We start from the raw sequence: 18,418 nt of genomic DNA on the forward strand, positions 1-18,418 counted from the left end.
TGTCCTCGATTTTTAATAGGCTTGCGGACGGGGCCATTGAATTTACTTCACAATCCTGCGAGGCCTGTTGCCGAAATGCCATAGTGGTGCGCTTACCAGCACGCAAGCCACAGCATATAGGCATCGCGTGCTTGGCAAGCAAAGCAAATGCCAGCATGAATGCTGGTGAGAAGGCGGCCGACTCGTGCCGCCGAAGTTGGGGCACCGGATCACCTGATGCGCATGAAGTCGCTTGCAATCGTCGCCGCACTGGCGCTTTCCACTGCTATCGCCGGTTGCAGCAGCATCGGCATGCAGATGTTCTCCAACGACTACGGCGCGGTCACCGACGCCGGTTACCAGCTGCCGCGCATTCCGATCGAGAAGGTGCCGATGAGATATCATCGGCAAGAGGTGAATTACGACACCAAGGAAAAGCCGGGCACCATCATCGTCGATACGCAGAACAAGTTCCTCTACTTCGTCGAGGGTGACGGCCGGGCAATTCGCTACGGCATCGGCGTCGGCCGTGAGGGCTTCGAGTGGCACGGCACCGCCCATATCGCGCTGAAGCGCGAATGGCCGACCTGGACGCCACCTTCGCAGATGATCCACCGCCAGCCGGAACTGGCCAAGTTTGCCGGCGGCATGGAGCCGGGCCTGAAGAACCCGCTCGGTGCGCGCGCCATGTACCTGTTCAACAGGGGCGGTGATTCGGGCTATCGCCTGCATGGCAGCCCGGAATGGAATTCGATTGGCAAGGCGATGTCATCAGGCTGTATCCGCTTGATGAATCAGGACATTATCGACCTCTATGACCGCACCTCGGTTGGTGCCAAGGTCATTGTTCTTTAGACCATGATGCCGAAAACCGGTATCGGTTTTCGGCAGATAGAGGCACCTTTCATACGCGGACCGTCTAGGCAACAACGGACGTCCCAAACAGAAAACCGGGCAATTTGGCCCGGTTTTTTGTTTCTGCGTTTGAATCTGTTTGCCGGCAAAGCGGCCAGCAGAACGAGCGATCAGGAGACCTGCTCGACCTGCTGCACTTCCGGCACGAAGTGGCGCAGGAGGTTCTGGATGCCGTGCTTCAGTGTCGCCGTCGATGACGGACAGCCGGCGCAGGCGCCCTTCATGTGCAGAAACACGGTGCCGTTCTCGAAGCCGCGGAAGGTGATATCGCCACCGTCCTGAGCGACCGCAGGGCGCACCCGCGTGTCGAGCAGTTCCTTGATAGTGATGACGAGTTCCTCGTCGGCCTTGTCGTAGAACTCACCCGTCAGGCTGGTCTCGGCGGCGGGGCCGGCCTTGACCATGACAGGCGCGCCGGACATGAAATGCTCCATGATGGCGCCGAGGATCGCCGGCTTCAAATGCTGCCAGTCGGGACCGTCCTTGGTCACGGTGATGAAGTCATAGCCGAAGAAAACACCGGTAACGCCGGGAATCTCGAACAGCCGGCCAGCCAGCGGGGACGCGGTGGCGGCACTGTCGGCATCGCGGAAATCGGCGGTGCCTTCCACAAGCACTTCCTTGCCGGGCAGGAATTTCAGCGTCGCCGGGTTTGGCGTCGATTCGGTCTGGATGAACATGGCCGTCTCCGTGCCCGTTTCGGGCAACCAGTTTGGAATAATTCTAAATAGGCTCTATTGGCTGGACATTCAAGCGAAACGCATCGCCGGAACGGCCGGCTGGCGGAATGTTTTTGCGACCAGTACCACACTTTGAGATGTGTTGAGATTCACGTCAGGCCGAGTCGAAAATGGTTGATACCGAGAACCGGAGCGGAGCGTACTTTTCGTACGTGAGCACCGGAAGCGCAGGTATCAGCCATTTGCAGGCCAGCATCACCTGAATACCAGCACACCTCAGGCGAGGCTGTCGATCTCCTCGTCTGACAGGTTCTGCGGCACCACGGTCACCGGGATCGGGAAGGCGGCGCCCTTGCCGGCCACGGCGCCGACCAGCGGTCCTGGCCCTTCCTTGCCGGCGCCGGCGGCCAGCACCAGGATAGCGATGTCCTGGTCTTCCTCGATCAGCTTGTGGATCTCTTCCGTCGGCTTGCCTTCGCGCACCACCATCTCCGGCTCGATTCCAAGCTTCTGGCGCACCTTGTTGGCATAACCGTCGAGCGCCGCGCGCGCCGTGGCGTTTGCCTCCTCGCGCATGATCTTCTCGACCCCCAGCCAGTGTTGGAAATCGTCCGGCTCGATGACATAGAGCAGCACCAGCATGCCGCTGGTGCTCTGTGCCCGCTTCGAGGCGTAGGCGACGGCGCGCTCACATTCCGGCGTGTCGTCGATGATCGCCAGGAACTTGCGGCGATGGCCGGCTTCACGGCTGAGGCGTTTGGAGACCATGTCTACCTACTCGGTGTCATTGCGGCCGCAATCTGCCACCGCCGCAGACCGGCGGCAAGCCGCCGGCCTTATGCCAGTGTGGTGCAGTGCACCCGAGTTGGGATCAATCCTGCAGCAGCCCGATGATGTCGCGCACCGTCTTCATCGTTGCTTCGGCCAGCACGCCGGCGCGCTCGCCGCCGTCCCTCAGCACCGCGTCGACATAGGGGCGATCGTCGGAAATGCGGCGCATCTCGCTGGCGACCGGCGCCAGCTTTTCCACCGCAAGGTCGGCCAGCGCCGGCTTGAACACCGAAAACTGCTGGCCGGCGAACTCTTTCAGCACGTCTGCCTTCGACATATCGGCGAGACCCGCATAGATGCCGACCAGGTTTTCCGCCTCAGGCCGGCTGGCCAGACCGTCCAGTTCGCTCGGCAACGCTTCCGGGTCGGTCTTGGCCTTGCGGATCTTCTTCGAGATGGCGTCGGCATCGTCGGTCAGGTTGATGCGTGACAGGTCCGACGGATCCGATTTCGACATCTTCTTCGAGCCGTCGCGCAGCGACATGATGCGCGCCGCCGGCCCGCCGATCACCGGCTCGGTCAGCGGGAAATAGCCGTTCACGGTCTCTTCGCCGACCTGCATCTCGACGCCGACGCCAAGGGCGGCGATTCGGTCCGAAAAATCGTTGTTGAATTTTTGCGCGATGTCGCGGGTCAGCTCCAGGTGCTGCTTCTGGTCCTCACCCACCGGGACATGGGTGGCGCGATAGAGGAGAATGTCGGCAGCCATCAGGCTCGGATAGGCAAGCAGGCCGAGCGAAGCATTCTCACGGTCCTTGCCGGCCTTGTCCTTGAACTGCGTCATGCGGTTCATCCAGCCGATGCGCGCCACGCAATTGAAGATCCAGGCGAGCTCTGCATGCTGCATGACCCGCGACTGGTTGAAGACGATGTGCTTCTTCGGGTCGATGCCGGAGGCCAGGAACGCCGCGGTGATCGATCGCGTCTGGTCGGCGAGGTCGTCATAGACGAGCTGTGCCGTCAGCGAATGCAGGTCGACGACGCAGTAGATGCAATCGGAGGTGTCCTGCAGGGCGACGAATTTCTTGATGGCGCCGAGATAGTTGCCGAGATGCAGATTGCCGGTCGGCTGGACGCCGGAAAAGACGAGTGGCTTGAAGGCGGTCATGCTTGTTCCCTTGGCTTGTGGAGGGCCGTTTCGCGCGCGGCGAAAGTCTTGCGACGGCGCGCTTATGAACGAACACGACGATACGATCAAGACCGGTTTTGCCGTCATCTTGTCCGGTCTATTCGTCCGGGTTGGCCTTCGCCACCGGCGGCGCCGCTTTCCCCGTTCCGCGCTTGACGTTGCGCCGGATCATGCCGAAATCGGCGCCGCCGGTGGCGAAGGCGGTGATGAAGTAGAGCAGCGCCCCGCCGGCGACGAGCGCCAGAAGCGTCGTCGCCTTGACAACCAGTGGCGCACCCCGGCCGAGCCTGACGGCGAACCAGTGCTCGGCAAAATAGAGCGCTGCCCCCATCACGATCGCCGACAGCACCAGCCGTGGAATGCGTTTCATCAGCGGCACGTCACGGCCCCAATGGCCACGCCTGATCAGCACGCCGAGCAGCATCAGGGCGTTGACCCAGCCGGCGACGGCGGAGGCGACGGCGATGCCGGGCGCGCCCATTTCCGGAAACAGCGTCAGCGCCGTGGTGACATTCACCGCCACCGAGATGGCGGCGAACATCATCGGTGTGCGCGTGTCCTCGCGCGCGAAATAGCCTGGGGTGAACGCCTTGATCAGCACGAAGGCCGGCAGACCGAGGCCGAAGATTGCCAGGATCGCCGCCACCGTCGGCGTCGAGCCGTTGGCGGCAAACGCGCCGCGCTCGTAGACCAGCCGCACGATCGGCTCCGACATCACCCAGAGCGCGGCGGCTGCCGGCAAGGTGAGGAACAGCGTGAACTCGACCGAGCGGTTCTGCAGATTGGCCGCCTCGATCAGGTTGCCCGACTTCAGCGCTCGCGACAGTTCGGGCAGCAGCACGATCGCGACCGCGACGCCGACCACGCCGAGCGGCAGCTGGTAGATGCGGTCGGCATAGGCGAGCGAGGACACCGCGCTGTTCTGCGCCGAGGCGATCGCCGTGCCGATCAGCTGGTTGATCTGGGTGATGCCGCCGGTGATCGCCGCCGGCAGCGCCAGGATCAGCAGCCGCTTGACCGCGGGCGTCATTTTCGGGCGACGGAAGCCGATCGAGATGCCGGCATGGCGCACCGCCACCCAGACGATCGCCAGTTGCACCAGTCCGGCGGCCAGCACGCCCCAGGACAGCCCGTAACCGACTGTGAGGGCGTCGGAGCCCTTGTACCAGGCATAGGCGAGCACGCCGATCAGGATGATGTTGAGAAACACCGGCGCCACCGCCGCCGCGAAATAGCGGCGCAGTGAATTCAGCATGCCCGCCATCATGGCGCCCAGCGACATGCAGATCAGGTAGGGGAACATGATCGTCGCCAGCGTCACCGTGGTGTCGAATTTCCCCGGCGTGCCGGCAAAGCCCGGCGCCACCAGGTAGCGCACGATCAGCGGCATCGACAGTTCCATGACGATGGTCAGTGCCAGCAGCGCCGTGAACAAGACGCCGAACACCTCCTCGGAGAAGCGCTTGGCGCCATCGGTGCCGTGCGTCTCGATCTCCTTGGCGAACAGCGGCACGAAGGCGGCGTTGAAGGCGCCCTCGGCAAACAGCCTGCGAAAGGTGTTGGGAAACTGGAAGGCGGCGTTGAAGGCGTCGGCGACCGGTCCGGTGCCGAGCGCCGCCGCCATCAGCATCTCGCGGCCGAAGCCGAGCGCGCGGCTCATCAGCGTGCCGGAAGCGACCGTTGCGAATTTCTTGACGAGGCTCATGCTTTTGGGAACTGCCTGCGGAATTGGGACAAAGTGATGGTGGCGATCACTCGGCCGCCGCCTTGGCCTTGCCGCCGCGTTCGGGCACGACGCCTTCAAGCGCCGCCATCAGCCGGTTGCGGATGGTGGCGATGCGGGCCGGGCTGTCGATTTTCTGGCCGGTGAGGTCGGTGACGTAGAAAGTGTCGATGACCTTTTCGCCGAAGGTGGTGATGTGGGCCGATGCGATGTCAAGCGACAGGTCGGAAAGCGTTCCGGTGATCTCCGACAGCAGTCCTGGCCGATCCAGCCCCTCGACCTCGATGACCGAAAAACGGTTCGACAGCGCGTTGCGGATTTCGGCCCGCGGCGGGATTTTGAAAACCTTGGCTCCGCGCCGCGGCTTGGTCCGCTTCTCGATCATCTCCGGCAGCCAGCTCTTGCCCGACAGTACATCCTCGATCAGCCGGCCGACGCGCTCGGCGCGCCGGCGCTCATCCTCGTCGCGGTCGAATTCCCTTGAAATCAGGATCGTGTCCAGGGCGCGGCCGTCGGCTGTGGTGAAAATCTGCGCGTCGACGATGTTGCCGCCGGCTCCGGCGCAGGCCCCGGCGATGACCGAGAGCAGGCGGGGATGGTCCTGCGCCAGCACGGTGATTTCGGTCACTGCCTCGAACTGGTGGGTCTTGACCATGGTGGCGAGCTTGTTGCCCGAAGCGTCCGCCTCGCGGATGAATTCGGCATGGCGCAGCTGATCGGCAAGATCGACGGTCAGCAGGTAATTCTCATAATGCAGGGCGACATAGCGCTTGCGGGCCTTGTCCGGCCAGGAGGCAAGCGCCTCGGCCAGACGCTCGCGCGCCGCCGCCGTGCGCTGCGCGCGCGACACTTCCGAAAAGCCGCCGGTCAAAAGCAGCTCGGTCTCATAGTAGAGCGTGCGCAGCAGCTGGCCCTTCCAGCCATTCCAGACGCCGGGGCCGACGCCCCTGATGTCGCAGACGGTGAGGATCAAAAGCAGCTTCAGCCGCTCGACCGATTGCACGATCGCGGCGAAATCCTCGATGGTCTTGCGGTCGTTGAGGTCGCGGGTCTGCGCCGTCATCGACATCACGAGGTGGTTCTCGACCAGCCAGGCGACGGTTTCCGTATCTGCCGGCGAAAGCCCCATATGCGGGCAGATGCGCCGCGCGATCCTGGCTCCGGCCTCGGAATGATCCTCCGGCCTGCCCTTGGCGATGTCATGCAGAAGCACGGCGACATAGAGCGCCTCGCGGCTCTTCTTCAGGCCTGGCATCAGCGTGTGGGAGAGGGGATGGACCTTCTCGCCGTCGCCGCGCTCGATCTCGGCCAGCACGCCGATGCAGCGGATCAGGTGCTCGTCCACCGTGTAGTGGTGGTACATCGAGAACTGCATCATGGCGACGATCTTGCCGAAATCCGGGATCAGTCGGCCGAGCAGCCCGGCCTCGTTCATGCGCCGCAGATTGAGTTCGGCATTGCGGTCGGAGGTCAGGATGTCGAGGAACAGCCGGTTGGCCTCCTCGTCGCGGCGCAGCGACTTGTTGACCAGGCCGAGCGAGCGGGTCAGCAGCTTCAGCGCATCGGGGTGGAATTCCAGGCCGTGCTTGTCGGCGAACCAGAACAACCGCAACAGGTTGACCGGATCGCGCTCGAACACCTGGTCGTCGGCGATGTTGATGCGGTGGTTGTCGACGATGAAGTCCGAGGTGCCGGCAAGCTTGCGCTTGCGCCGTGAGAAGGTGAGGAAGATGCGGTTGAAGCCCGGCACGTGCTTGGCCTGCTCTTCCTCCAGCGCGGCGCAGAAGATGCGGGTCAGGTCGCCGACATCCTTGGCGACGAGGAAGTAGTGCTTCATGAAGCGCTCGACCGCCGACAGGCCGGGATGGCTGGTGTATCCGAGCCTCTCGGCGATCTCGCGCTGGATGTCGAAATGCAGCCGTTCCTCGGCCTTGCCGGTAAGGAAATGCATCTGGCAGCGCACCGCCCACAGGAAATCCTCGGCCTTCTGGAACTCGCGGTATTCGCCATCGGTGAAGACGCCCTTGTCGACCAGTTCCTCGCCGGTGCGCACACGGTAGAAATACTTGCCGATCCAGAACAGCGTCTGCAGGTCGCGCAGGCCGCCCTTGCCGTCCTTGACGTTGGGCTCGACCAGATAGCGGCTTTCGCCGGCCTTGGCATGGCGATCGTCGCGTTCGGCAAGTTTGGCCTGGACGTATTCGGGGCCGGTCGTGCGCACCACCTCGTGGTCGAAGCGAAGCATCAGTTCGTCATAGAGCTTGAGCTCGCCCCACAGGAAACGCGCCTCGAGGATCGAGGTCCGGATGGTGACGTCGTTGCGCGACAGACGCAGGCATTCGTCGATGTTGCGGGTGGCGTGGCCGACCTTCAGCCCGAGATCCCACAGCATGTAGAGCATGTATTCGACGGTTTGCTCGCCCCACGGCGTCTGCTTGTAGGGCAACAGGAACAACAGGTCGATGTCGGATCCCGGCGCCAACGTACCGCGGCCATAGCCGCCGACCGCGACGACGGCCATGCGCTCCGCCGAAGACGGGTTCTTGACCCGGTAGACATGCGTGACGGCGAAATCGTAAAGCGCCCGGATGATCTCGTCCATGAGATGCGACAGCCGCGCCGCACAGGCACGGCCGCCGCCATCGTCGCGCAGCATGCGTTCGGCAACGGCGCGTCCGTCAGCCAGCCGCCCCTTGAGAAGCTGGAGCACACCGCTGCGCGCGGCCTGTCCGGAGCCGTCCCCGGCCGTGGCCGCGGTCAGCGCCGTCATCTCGCGGCGCAGGGCCTCGCCGTCGATCAGTTCATCGAGCTTCAGGGAGATTTTCGCCATGGGTACCGGTTGGCCTCGCCTTTTCGGCGGCGTCTATAGCGCTTTTTCGCGCTTGTGGGTATGGGCAGGACGGACACGCTTTCCGTGGTGGTTGAACGGGATGGTCTTTCCTCGCCTCAACTGGAAGATGTCGAAAATCTGCCGCCATATCCGCCCGGCTTCGTTCGCGAATTTCGCCAGCGGTGCCATTTTTTGCCTTTTGGACTTGCCGTTTTCGCGCTCGTCGCTGAGCAGGCTCTGCAATCCCATCGATTGTTCGCTCAGGAACCGATCCTGTATGCATAGCGCCGGCAGCATCTGGTAGATCGTCTTGCTCGACGATATCGCGAACCCCGGATCGAACAGGATGTGATCGACGGGACTGTCGATATCCCCTGTCGCTTCGAGCAAGTCGCGTGCCGCCTGTCTTGAAACGATGTAGCCGGCCGCACCGAGATGGGCTCGATGGAGCCTGGCCACTGAAAAGCCATGGCCGATGGAGGCGCGCTTCATGGCGATCACGGTTCTCTTGAAGGTCTCGATCTTGACGATATCGGCATCGGCGGGGATCCATCTGGCATCGGCGAGCAATGGCCCCGCTACCTCGGACAAGACAGTATCGTCCTCGAAGATCGCGCCATAGGCATCGTCGCCATCGGCGATCTTTGCCCAGCAGGCTTTGTGGCTGAGGAAACAGGCGATCTCGGTGTTGGCTAGACGCAACTGCGTCAGCGGATTGAGCCGCATCGGTATTTCCGCCAGGTCGGGCCGACCCTGGGCATCGACCGCCGCGACTCGTTCGAATTCAATGCCGATACGGGCAAACTCCGCCGTCATATGGGCAAGCCGGTCCGGGGACCGGTCGAGGTTGATAAGCAGGCACTTCATTGCAAATGGAATCGATGCCTTTGGAGTGTCGATCGGCGGGTCCATAGCACAAGACGCCATCGCGTATTCGACTTTCTTTGACGTGGCTCGGCGCCCGCAACGGCATAAGGAAAAAGAAATTATGCCCTTGACCTTCCAGTTACTGGAAGCACTACCTCCGCATTGAAACGCGGCATCGAGGCATTTTTGAATGAAGCATTCAGACCATCATCATCACTCGCAGGGCGGCTGCTGCGCGGCGAAAGCTGCAGTTGGAGACACGGCCGTGGTGCGGGATCCGGTCTGCGGGATGGTCGTCGCTCCAGCCGCCGGCAAGCCGACAGCCGCGCATCATGGCCATCTCTATCATTTCTGCAGCGAAGGCTGCCGCGCGAAATTTGTCGCCGAGCCGGAGAAATTCCTGGCGGCCACCGATCCGGTCTGCGGCATGACCGTCGACCGTGCGACAGCGAGGCATTTTGTCCGTTACGAAGGTCAGGGCTTCTACTTCTGCTCGGCCGGCTGCCAGGCGAAGTTCGAGGCCGAGCCGCAAAAATATCTCGGCGGCAGGGCCGCACCGCAGCCAATGCCCAAGGGCACGCAATACACCTGCCCGATGCATCCCGAAATCATCCGCGACAAGCCCGGCTCCTGCCCGAAATGCGGCATGGCGCTGGAGCCGATGGGCGTGCCATCGGGCGATGAGGGGCCAAACCCCGAGCTGGTCGATTTCACCAGACGATTCTGGGTCAGTGCCGCGCTGTCGGTGCCGTTGCTGATCGTCGCCATGGCGCCGATGCTCGGCCTGACCTTCCAGGCCTTTGTCGACGAACGGACGATGGTCTGGCTGGAACTGGCATTGGCCAGTCCCGTCGTCTTGTGGGCGGCGCTGCCTTTCTTCCATCGCGGCTGGGATTCGCTCGTCAACCGTAGCCCCAACATGTGGACGCTGATCTCGCTCGGCGTTGGCGCGGCCTATCTCTACAGCGTCGTCGCGACGCTGTTTCCGGATATTTTTCCGCATCAGTTCCGCGGCCACGGCGGTGCGGTGCCGGTCTATTTCGAGGCTGCCGCAGTCATCGTCGCGTTGGTCTTCCTCGGCCAGGTGCTGGAATTGCGCGCCCGTGAAATGACCGGGTCGGCAATCCGCGCCTTACTCGATCTCGCGCCGAAGACAGCGCGGCTGATTGACGCCGGCGGCTCCGAAACCGACGTGCCGCTCGACGCGGTCAAGGTCGGCGATCGTTTGCGCATCCGTCCCGGTGACGCCGTGCCGGTCGACGGCACCGTGCTGGAGGGCCACTCCTCCCTCGACGAATCGATGATCACAGGCGAATCGTTGCAGGTCGAAAAGACTGAAGGCGATACCCTCACCGCCGGCACGCTCAACAAAAACGGCTCGCTGATCATGCGCGCCGAGCGGATCGGCGCCGAGACGACGCTGGCGCGCATCGTCGAACTCGTCGCCAAGGCGCAGCGCTCGCGCGCCCCGATCCAGGGCCTGGCCGATCGCGTTTCCTTCTACTTTGTCCCGGCCGTGGTGCTGGTCGCGATCGCGGCCTTTGTCGCCTGGGCGATCTTCGGGCCCGAACCCAGCCTGATCTTCGCCATCGTCTCGGCGGTGTCGGTGCTGATCATCGCTTGCCCCTGCGCGCTCGGTCTCGCCACGCCGATGTCGATCATGACCGCCACCGGGCGCGGCGCCCATGCCGGCGTGCTGATCAAGGAAGCCGCCGCGCTCGAACGCTTCGCCTCCGTCGACACGCTGATCGTCGACAAGACGGGAACGCTGACCGAAGGCCGGCCGAAACTGACCGATGTCGTTGCCGCCACAGGCTTTTCCGAGGACGAATTGCTGGCCCTTGCCGCTGGCCTGGAAAAAGGCTCGGAGCATCCGCTGGCCGAAGCCATCGTCGAGGGCGCCTCGACGCGCGGCCTGGAGATCGCCGACGCCAGCGGCTTCGAGGCGATCACCGGCAAGGGCGTTTCCGGTACGGTGTCGGGAAAGAAGGTCGCGCTCGGCAATGCGGCGATGATGGCCGATCTGGGCATCGATGTTGCCTCCTTCTCGGCCAGGACCGAAACGCTGCAGACCGAAGGCAGAACCGTGATGTTTGTTGCCGTCGGCAACAAACTGGCCGGCATTGTCGCTGTCGCCGATCCGGTCAAGGCGACCACCGCCGAGGCGATCCGGGCGCTGCATGACAGCGGCTTGAGGATCGTCATGGCGACCGGCGACAATGAACGCACGGCAAAAGCGATCGCCAGGAGCCTTGGTATCGATGAGGTTCGCGCCGGCCTGTTGCCGGAACACAAGGCCGCCCTCGTCGAGGAACTGCGCGCCACGGGCAAGGGCGTCGCCATGGCCGGCGACGGCGTCAACGATGCACCCGCCCTTGCCGCCGCCGATGTCGGCATCGCCATGGGCACCGGCGCCGACGTCGCGGTCGAAAGCGCCGGCATCACACTGGTCAAGGGCGATCTCAACGGCATCGTGCGAGCGCGCACCCTGGCTCGGGCGACGATCCGCAACATCCGCCAGAACCTGTTCTTCGCCTTCCTCTACAACGTGCTCGGCGTGCCGGTCGCCGCCGGCGTGCTCTATCCGCTCACCGGCACGCTTCTGTCGCCGATGCTGGCGGCGGCTGCGATGAGCCTGTCGTCGGTGTCTGTGATCGCAAACGCATTGCGGCTGAGAACGTTGAAACTCTGAGCAAAGCCCCCAAATACGAAACCCGTTCAACAGGAGACCATGAATGACCTTGGCCAAAAAACTCGTACTTCTGCTGATGGCCGCAGGAATGCTGCTTGCCGTCTTCCTCGAAAGCGTTCCGGCGCAGAGCGAAGAGATGAAACACGACATGGGTGCCATGTCGACGGATGCGACAAGCCCTTCGACCGAAGGCTACAAGGCGGCGATGGACAAGATGCATGCCGACATGATGGCCTCCGAATATAGCGGCAATGCCGATATCGATTTCGTCCGTGGCATGATCCCGCATCATCAGGGCGCCATCGACATGGCCAAGGTCGAGCTTGCCAACGGCAAGGACCCGGAAATCCGCAAGCTGGCGGAGGGGGTCATCGCCGCGCAGGAAGCCGAGATCAAGCAGATGCAGGACTGGCTCGCAGCCCATCCGGCGAAGTAAGCCTTTTTCGCGAAGCAGAATCCGGGGAGAACTCTCTCTGGATTTCTCGCCGAGGGTGTGATGCGATCCGGTCTCAACTGGAGCCCGCCATGCTGTCGATCATCAGAACCACCACGCTGCCGTCCGGTGAAACAATCCCCGTTCTCGGTCAGGGCACATGGAAGATGGGCGAGGATTCGCGACGCCGTGCCAACGAGGTGAGTGCCCTCAAGCTCGGCCTCGACCTTGGCATCACGCTGATCGACACCGCCGAAATGTATGCCAGCGGCGGTGCCGAGGAGGTGGTCGCCGAGGCCATTGCCGGGCGCCGCGACGAGACCTTTCTCGTTTCCAAGGTGCTGCCGTCCAACGCCTCGCGCTCCGGCGTGCAGCGCGCCTGCGAGAACAGCCTGAAGCGGCTGCGCACCGACCGCATCGATCTCTATCTGCTGCACTGGCCCGGCAGCGTGCCGCTGGCGGAAACCGTCGCGGCCTTCGAGGCGCTGAAAGAGGCCGGCAAGATCCGCCACTGGGGCGTCAGCAATTTCGACACCGACGAGATGGAAGAACTGGTCAGCCTTCCCGAAGGCGGCAACGTCCAGATCAACCAGGTGCTCTACAATCTGGTTCGGCGCGGTCTCGAATTCGACCTGGCGCCGTGGAGCCGGCAGCGCGGCATACCCTTGATGGCCTATTCGCCGGTCGAGCAGGGCGCGCTGGCGCGCAATACTGGGCTCGACGCCGTCGCCGCCCGCCATAGCGCGACCCCGGCGCAGATCGCATTGGCCTGGGTGATGCACCAGGAGGGCGTCATCGCCATCCCGAAGGCCAGCAGCCAGGAGCATGTCCGCCAGAATTTTGCAGCGCTCGACATCGAGCTTACGCCGCAGGACATCGCCGATCTCGATCGCGTCTTTCCACCGCCGACCCGCAAGCGGGGGCTGGAGATGGTGTGAACGGGCGGTTCCGGCAGCTCCGATTGCAAAAAGAGCTACTTCCCAGCCAGTCCCTTGAGGCGGTAAAGCGCCTCAAGCGCTTCCCTTGGCGTCATCTCGTCGGGGCTGATCGCACCGAGGGCCTCGCTGAGCGCGTTGCTCTTGGCCGGCTTCGGCGCTTCGCGCTTCACCGCCACTGAAAACAGCGGCAGGTCGTCGACCAGCCGGTTGGTCTTGCCCGAAACTTCGCCTTCTTCCAGCTGGTGCAGCACTTCCTTGGCCCGGTCGACCACTGCTTCCGGCAGGCCGGCCAGCCGTGCCACCTGCACGCCATAGGAACGGTCGGCGGCACCCTTGCCGACCTCGTGCAGGAAGACGACGTCGTTTTCCCACTCCTTGACCCGCATGGTGACGTTGTGGAGCCGGGCCAACTTGCCGGCCAGCGAGGTCATTTCGTGGAAATGGGTGGCGAAGATCGCCCGGCAACGGTTCTTCTCGTGCAGGTACTCCACCGCTGCCCAGGCGATCGACAGGCCGTCGAAGGTGGCGGTGCCGCGGCCGATCTCGTCGAGGATCACCAGCGCCCGTTCGCCGGCCTGGTTGAGGATCGCCGCCGTCTCGACCATTTCGACCATGAAGGTCGAGCGGCCGCGCGCCAGATCGTCCGAGGCGCCGACGCGCGAGAACAGCCGGTCGACGACGCCGATATGGGCCGATGCCGCCGGCACGAACGATCCGGTTTGCGCCAGGATGGCGATCAGCGCGTTCTGCCGCAGGAACGTCGACTTGCCGCCCATGTTGGGGCCGGTCAGAAGCCAGATCGCGCCGTTCCTGGCGCTGCCCTCCGGCGACAGGTCGCAATCATTGGCGACGAACGGGCCCTCGCCGGAGCGTCGCAATGCCTGCTCGACCACCGGATGCCGGCCGCCCGAAATCTCGAACGCGAGGCTGGAGTCCACCACCGGCCGGCACCAGGCTTCGCTTTCCGACAAAAGCGCGAGCGCCGCCGACACGTCGAGCACGGCAAGCGCGTCGGCGCCGGCGCGGATCCTCTGCGCCTCGCTGACCGCTTCCGCCGTCAGCGCATCGAAGGCGGCAAGCTCGATGCTCAGCGCCCGGTCGGCGGCGTTGGCGATCTTCGTCTCGAGTTCGGCGAGTTCGGTCGTCGTGAAGCGCATGGCGTTGGCCATCGTCTGGCGGTGGATGAAGCGCGCCTTGGCGCCATCGCTGCCGGTCATCACGGCATGGTGGTTGGCGGTCACTTCGATGTAATAGCCAAGCACATTGTTGTGCCGGATCTTCAGCGAGCGGATGCCGGTCTCGTCGATCAGCGAGCGCTCCAGCCCGGCGATGACTTTTCGCGATTCGTCGCGCAGCGCCCGCATCTCGTCGAGTTCAGGATGGTAGCCGCCGCGAACGAAGCCGCCGTCGCGCCTGAGCAGCGGCAGCTCGTCGCCGAGCGCCTGCGTCAGGTGCTGGGCAAGCGCCCTGGGCAGCGCCTCGATGGCGCCCAGCGCCGTCGTCAGTTCCTGGGGCAAGGTGGTCTCGCCGAAGATCCCGGCGATCGCGCCGGCCGCTTCGAAACCGGCGCGCAGCGCGCCGAGGTCGCGCGGGCCGCCCCGGTTCAGTGCCAGCCGGGACAAGGCGCGCGGCATGTCGGCGACGCTCTTCAGGCTCGACCGCACCGCCTGGCATAGCCGCGCTTCCGAACGGAAGAACGACACCGAGTCCAGCCTGGCGCCGATCGCTGCCGGGTCGGTCAGCGGCGCCATCAGCCGGTCGGCGAGCAGCCTTGCGCCGCCGCCGGTCGCCGTGCGGTCGATCGCTTTGAACAGCGACCCTTCGCGGCTGCCCGACAGCGTGCGCAGCAGTTCCAGATTGCCGCGTGTCGCCGGATCGATGAACAGGGTCGAGCCTTGCTCCTCGCGCTCCGGCCGCGACAGCGGCGGGCGCTCGGCCTTCTGCGTCTTCTCGACATAGGCGATGGCGCCCGAGATCGCCGACAATTCGGCGCGCGAGAAGGCGCCGAAGCTGTCCGGCGTCGCCACATCGAAGAAGCGGGCGATGCGCCCCGTGGCCGAGGCCGAATCGAATAGCGAGGGCGGTTGCGGGTTGGCGACGCGGCCAAGCACGTCGAACACCGGCTTCAGTTCGGGATCGTAGAACACCGGCTCGGCAACGATCAGCTCGCGCGGATCGACACGGAAGATGTCGGCCAGCAGCCTGTCGGCGGTGGTGTCGGTAACACGGAAGGCGCCGGTCGAGATGTCGATCCAGGCCAATGCGAAGGCGTGTTCCGCGCCACCCTTCACCCGCCCCAGCGCCATCAGGAAACTCGATTCCGACGGCGCCAGCAATTTGTCCTCGGTGATCGTGCCCGGCGTCACTAGCCGCACCACGTCGCGGCGCACCACCGATTTGCCGCCGCGTTTCCGGGCCTCGGCGGGATCCTCGATCTGCTCGCAGACGGCAACGCGGAAACCCTGGCCGATCAGCTTCTGCAGGTAATCGTCGGCCGCATGTACCGGCACGCCGCACATCGGAATGTCGTGGCCCTGGTGCTTGCCGCGCTTGGTCAGCACGATGCCCAGCGCCCGGCTTGCCTTCTCGGCATCGTCGAAGAACAGCTCGTAGAAATCGCCCATGCGATAGAACAGCAGCGAATCCGGGTTCGCCGCCTTGATCTCGATGAACTGCTCCATCATCGGCGTGACGGCGGCAGCGGCTGTCGGCAATGGCGTCATCGCCTCGGGAGCGTCGGGCTCGTTCGGGGTGTGCATGTTCATGCGCGACACGCTAGCAGATGTGATCGCGCGGTTTAATGCCGGCGCTTCGAAAAACGGGGGACGACCGATACGGCCGCTTGCTCGCAATCGCCAGCACCAACCGCGATTCCCGAACGCTGGCGGTTTACACGCGGCGGCGTGTGGTCTTAATTCGGTGCCGACACAAGGCACCCCGCTTCAAGGAGGTGCCGCACCGGCGAGGAAATCAAAAGCATCATGGCCAGGAAAACCGAGAACAGCGGTCCGTCCGTCAGTGCGCAGGAAGCGCTCGAATTCCACGCCATGGGCCGTCCCGGCAAGCTGGAGGTCGTCGCCACCAAGCCGATGGCGACGCAGCGTGACCTCAGCCTAGCCTATTCGCCTGGCGTCGCGGTTCCTGTTCTGGCCATCGCCGAGGACCCCAGCCGCGCCTTCGACTACACGACGCGCGGCAACATGGTCGCCGTCATCTCCAACGGCACTGCCATCCTTGGTCTCGGCAATCTCGGCGCGCTGGCCTCCAAGCCGGTCATGGAAGGCAAGGCGGTGCTGTTCAAGCGCTTCGCTGACGTCGATTCCATCGACCTCGAGGTCGATACCGAGGACGCCGACGAGTTCATCAACTGCGTGCGCTTCCTCGGCCCGTCTTTCGGCGGCATCAACCTGGAGGACATCAAGGCGCCGGAGTGCTTCATCATCGAGCAGCGGCTGCGCGAGCTGATGGACATCCCGGTCTTCCATGACGACCAGCACGGCACCGCCATCATCTCGGCCGCCGGTTTGATCAACGCGCTGGAGATCACGGGCCGCGACATGAAAACCACGAAGATGGTCTGCAACGGCGCCGGCGCGGCCGGCATCGCCTGCATCGAATTGATGAAGGCAATGGGTTTTGCGCCTGACAACATCATCCTGTGCGACACCAAGGGCGTGGTCTTCCAGGGCCGCACCGAAGGCATGAACCAGTGGAAGTCGGCGCATGCGGTCAAGACCGAGGCGCGCAGCCTCGCCGAGGCACTCGACGGCGCCGACGTTTTCCTCGGTCTCTCCGCCAAAGGCGCGCTGACGACCGCCATGGTGCAGTCGATGGCCAAGAACCCGATCATCTTCGCCATGGCCAATCCCGACCCGGAAATCACGCCGGAGGAAGTCGCCGAAATCCGCACAGATGCCATCATGGCCACCGGGCGTTCGGACTATCCGAACCAGGTCAACAACGTGCTCGGCTTCCCCTACATCTTCCGCGGCGCGCTGGATGTGCGGGCCACCACCATCAATGACGACATGAAGATCGCCGCCGCGCGCGCTTTGGCCGACTTGGCGCGCAAGGACGTGCCCGACGACGTCGCCGCCGCCTATCAGGGCAACCGGCCGAAATTCGGCCCCAACTACATCATTCCGGTGCCGTTCGACCCGCGGCTGATCTCGGCCATCCCGATCGCGGTGGCCAAGGCGGCGATGGATTCAGGCGTCGCCCGCAAGCCGATCCTCGATCTCGACCGCTATGCCCAGGAACTCTCCGCCCGCCGCGACCCGATCGCCTCGACCCTGCAACGCATCTATGACCGCGTGCGTCGCCAGCCCAAGCGCATCGTCTTCGCCGAAGGCGAGGAGGAACAGGTGATGCGCGCCGCCGTCTCCTATGTGAACCAGCGGCTCGGCACCGCCATCCTGCTCGGCCGCGACGACGTCATCAAGGAGAACGCCAAGCACGCCGGCATCGACCTCAACAAGCAAGGCATCGAGATCATCAATGCCCGGCTGTCGCGCCGCAACGGCATCTACACCGACTATCTCTACGAGCGCATGCAGCGCAAAGGGTTCCTATTCCGCGACTGCCAGCGGCTGATCAACAACGACCGCAACCACTTCGCGGCCTGCATGGTAGCGCTGGGCGATGCCGACGGCATCGTCACCGGTGTCACCCGCAACTATTCGACCGCGCTCGACGACATCCGCCGCGTCATCGACGCCAAGCCCGGCCACCGCGTCATCGGCGTCTCGATCGTGCTGGCGCGGGGTAAAACTGTCCTCGTCGCCGACACCGCCGTGCACGACATGCCGAACGCCGAGCAGATCGCCGACATCGCCGAGGAGGCGGCAGGCTTTGCCCGCCGCATGGGTTATGAGCCAAGGCTCGCCATGCTCGCCTATTCGACCTTCGGCCATCCGCAGGGCGAGCGTTCCGAACGCGTCCAGGAAGCCGTGCGCATCCTCGACAAGCGCCGTGTCGATTTCGAGTATGATGGCGAAATGGCCGCCGACGTCGCGCTCAACGCCCGCGCCATGGCGCAATATCCGTTCATCCGCCTCACCGGCCCAGCCAACGTGCTGATCATGCCGGCGTTCCACTCGGCCTCGATCTCGACCAAGATGCTGCAGGAACTCGGCGGCTCGACCGTCATCGGCCCGTTGCTGGTTGGCCTCAACAAGCCGGTGCAGATCGTCTCGCTCAACGCCAAGGACAGCGACATCGTCAACATGGCGGCGATCGCGGCGTATACGGCGGGTGCTTGAGGAGCGGTCGCAGCGGACGAAAAGTCCGCGAATGCTTTTCGAGTGAGGCAAGGCCTTGTTCGAGGGCACGTGAACGGGATCACCGGCGCCACGGATGTGTGCAATCGCAGGAATCCTGCGATTCAAGCCGAATTTGCGGG

12 protein-coding genes are annotated in these 18,418 nt (G+C 64.1%); 5 read left to right on the forward strand and 7 right to left on the reverse strand.

The annotated features are described in order from the left end of the window. Positions 1–216 precede the first annotated feature (216 nt). The gene (locus AC1D10_RS13435) at positions 217–834 is read left to right on the forward strand and encodes a L,D-transpeptidase (protein WP_477272404.1); all 618 of its coding nucleotides are present in this window, start codon (positions 217–219) and stop codon (positions 832–834) included. Between the two features lie 170 nt (positions 835–1,004). On the opposite strand, the gene AC1D10_RS13440 is transcribed toward AC1D10_RS13435, so the two are convergent. The 6 genes from AC1D10_RS13440 to AC1D10_RS13465 form a co-directional block, all read right to left on the reverse strand. Further along, entirely contained in the window at positions 1,005–1,574 is a 570-nt protein-coding gene (locus AC1D10_RS13440) for a NifU family protein (protein ID WP_477272406.1), read from the reverse strand. Positions 1,575–1,850: 276 nt separating this feature from the next. Beyond that, complete coding sequence (locus tag AC1D10_RS13445; protein WP_477272408.1) at positions 1,851–2,342, reverse strand: universal stress protein; 492 nt, start codon at positions 2,340–2,342, stop codon at positions 1,851–1,853. Between the two features lie 103 nt (positions 2,343–2,445). Next, entirely contained in the window at positions 2,446–3,513 is a 1,068-nt protein-coding gene (gene trpS / locus AC1D10_RS13450) for a tryptophan--tRNA ligase (protein WP_477272410.1), read from the reverse strand. A 118-nt stretch (positions 3,514–3,631) separates the two neighbouring features. After that, on the reverse strand, positions 3,632–5,239 hold the full coding sequence (murJ, locus tag AC1D10_RS13455; protein WP_477272412.1) for a murein biosynthesis integral membrane protein MurJ: 1,608 nt from the start codon (positions 5,237–5,239) through the stop codon (positions 3,632–3,634). Between the two features lie 46 nt (positions 5,240–5,285). Then, complete coding sequence (locus AC1D10_RS13460; protein WP_477272414.1) at positions 5,286–8,087, reverse strand: [protein-PII] uridylyltransferase; 2,802 nt, start codon at positions 8,085–8,087, stop codon at positions 5,286–5,288. A 33-nt stretch (positions 8,088–8,120) separates the two neighbouring features. Next, the gene (locus AC1D10_RS13465) at positions 8,121–8,954 is read right to left on the reverse strand and encodes a glycosyltransferase family 25 protein (protein ID WP_477272416.1); all 834 of its coding nucleotides are present in this window, start codon (positions 8,952–8,954) and stop codon (positions 8,121–8,123) included. 190 nt (positions 8,955–9,144) lie between these two features. Between AC1D10_RS13465 and AC1D10_RS13470 the strand changes: the two genes are divergently transcribed. The 3 genes from AC1D10_RS13470 to AC1D10_RS13480 all read left to right on the forward strand — a co-directional run bounded on the left by AC1D10_RS13470 (position 9,145) and on the right by AC1D10_RS13480 (position 13,017). Further along, positions 9,145–11,646: a heavy metal translocating P-type ATPase gene (locus tag AC1D10_RS13470; protein WP_477272418.1), complete on the forward strand. Its 2,502-nt coding sequence runs from the start codon at positions 9,145–9,147 to the stop codon at positions 11,644–11,646. A 43-nt stretch (positions 11,647–11,689) separates the two neighbouring features. Next, the gene (copM, locus tag AC1D10_RS13475) at positions 11,690–12,082 is read left to right on the forward strand and encodes a CopM family metallochaperone (protein ID WP_477272420.1); all 393 of its coding nucleotides are present in this window, start codon (positions 11,690–11,692) and stop codon (positions 12,080–12,082) included. Between the two features lie 89 nt (positions 12,083–12,171). Further along, complete coding sequence (locus tag AC1D10_RS13480) at positions 12,172–13,017, forward strand: aldo/keto reductase (protein ID WP_477272422.1); 846 nt, start codon at positions 12,172–12,174, stop codon at positions 13,015–13,017. Positions 13,018–13,052: 35 nt separating this feature from the next. Here AC1D10_RS13480 and mutS read toward each other — a convergent pair whose 3' ends face one another. Further along, positions 13,053–15,782 (reverse strand): DNA mismatch repair protein MutS, encoded by a 2,730-nt coding sequence (gene mutS / locus AC1D10_RS13485; RefSeq protein WP_477272424.1) that lies wholly within the window; start codon positions 15,780–15,782, stop codon positions 13,053–13,055. 216 nt (positions 15,783–15,998) lie between these two features. Here mutS and AC1D10_RS13490 point away from each other — a divergent pair, with 216 nt between their 5' ends. Continuing rightward, a complete protein-coding gene (locus AC1D10_RS13490) occupies positions 15,999–18,278 on the forward strand; it encodes an NADP-dependent malic enzyme (protein WP_477272426.1) in 2,280 nt (759 codons plus the stop codon). Positions 18,279–18,418: the final 140 nt, after the last annotated feature.

Source organism: Mesorhizobium sp. P2_A8, assembly GCF_056404935.1.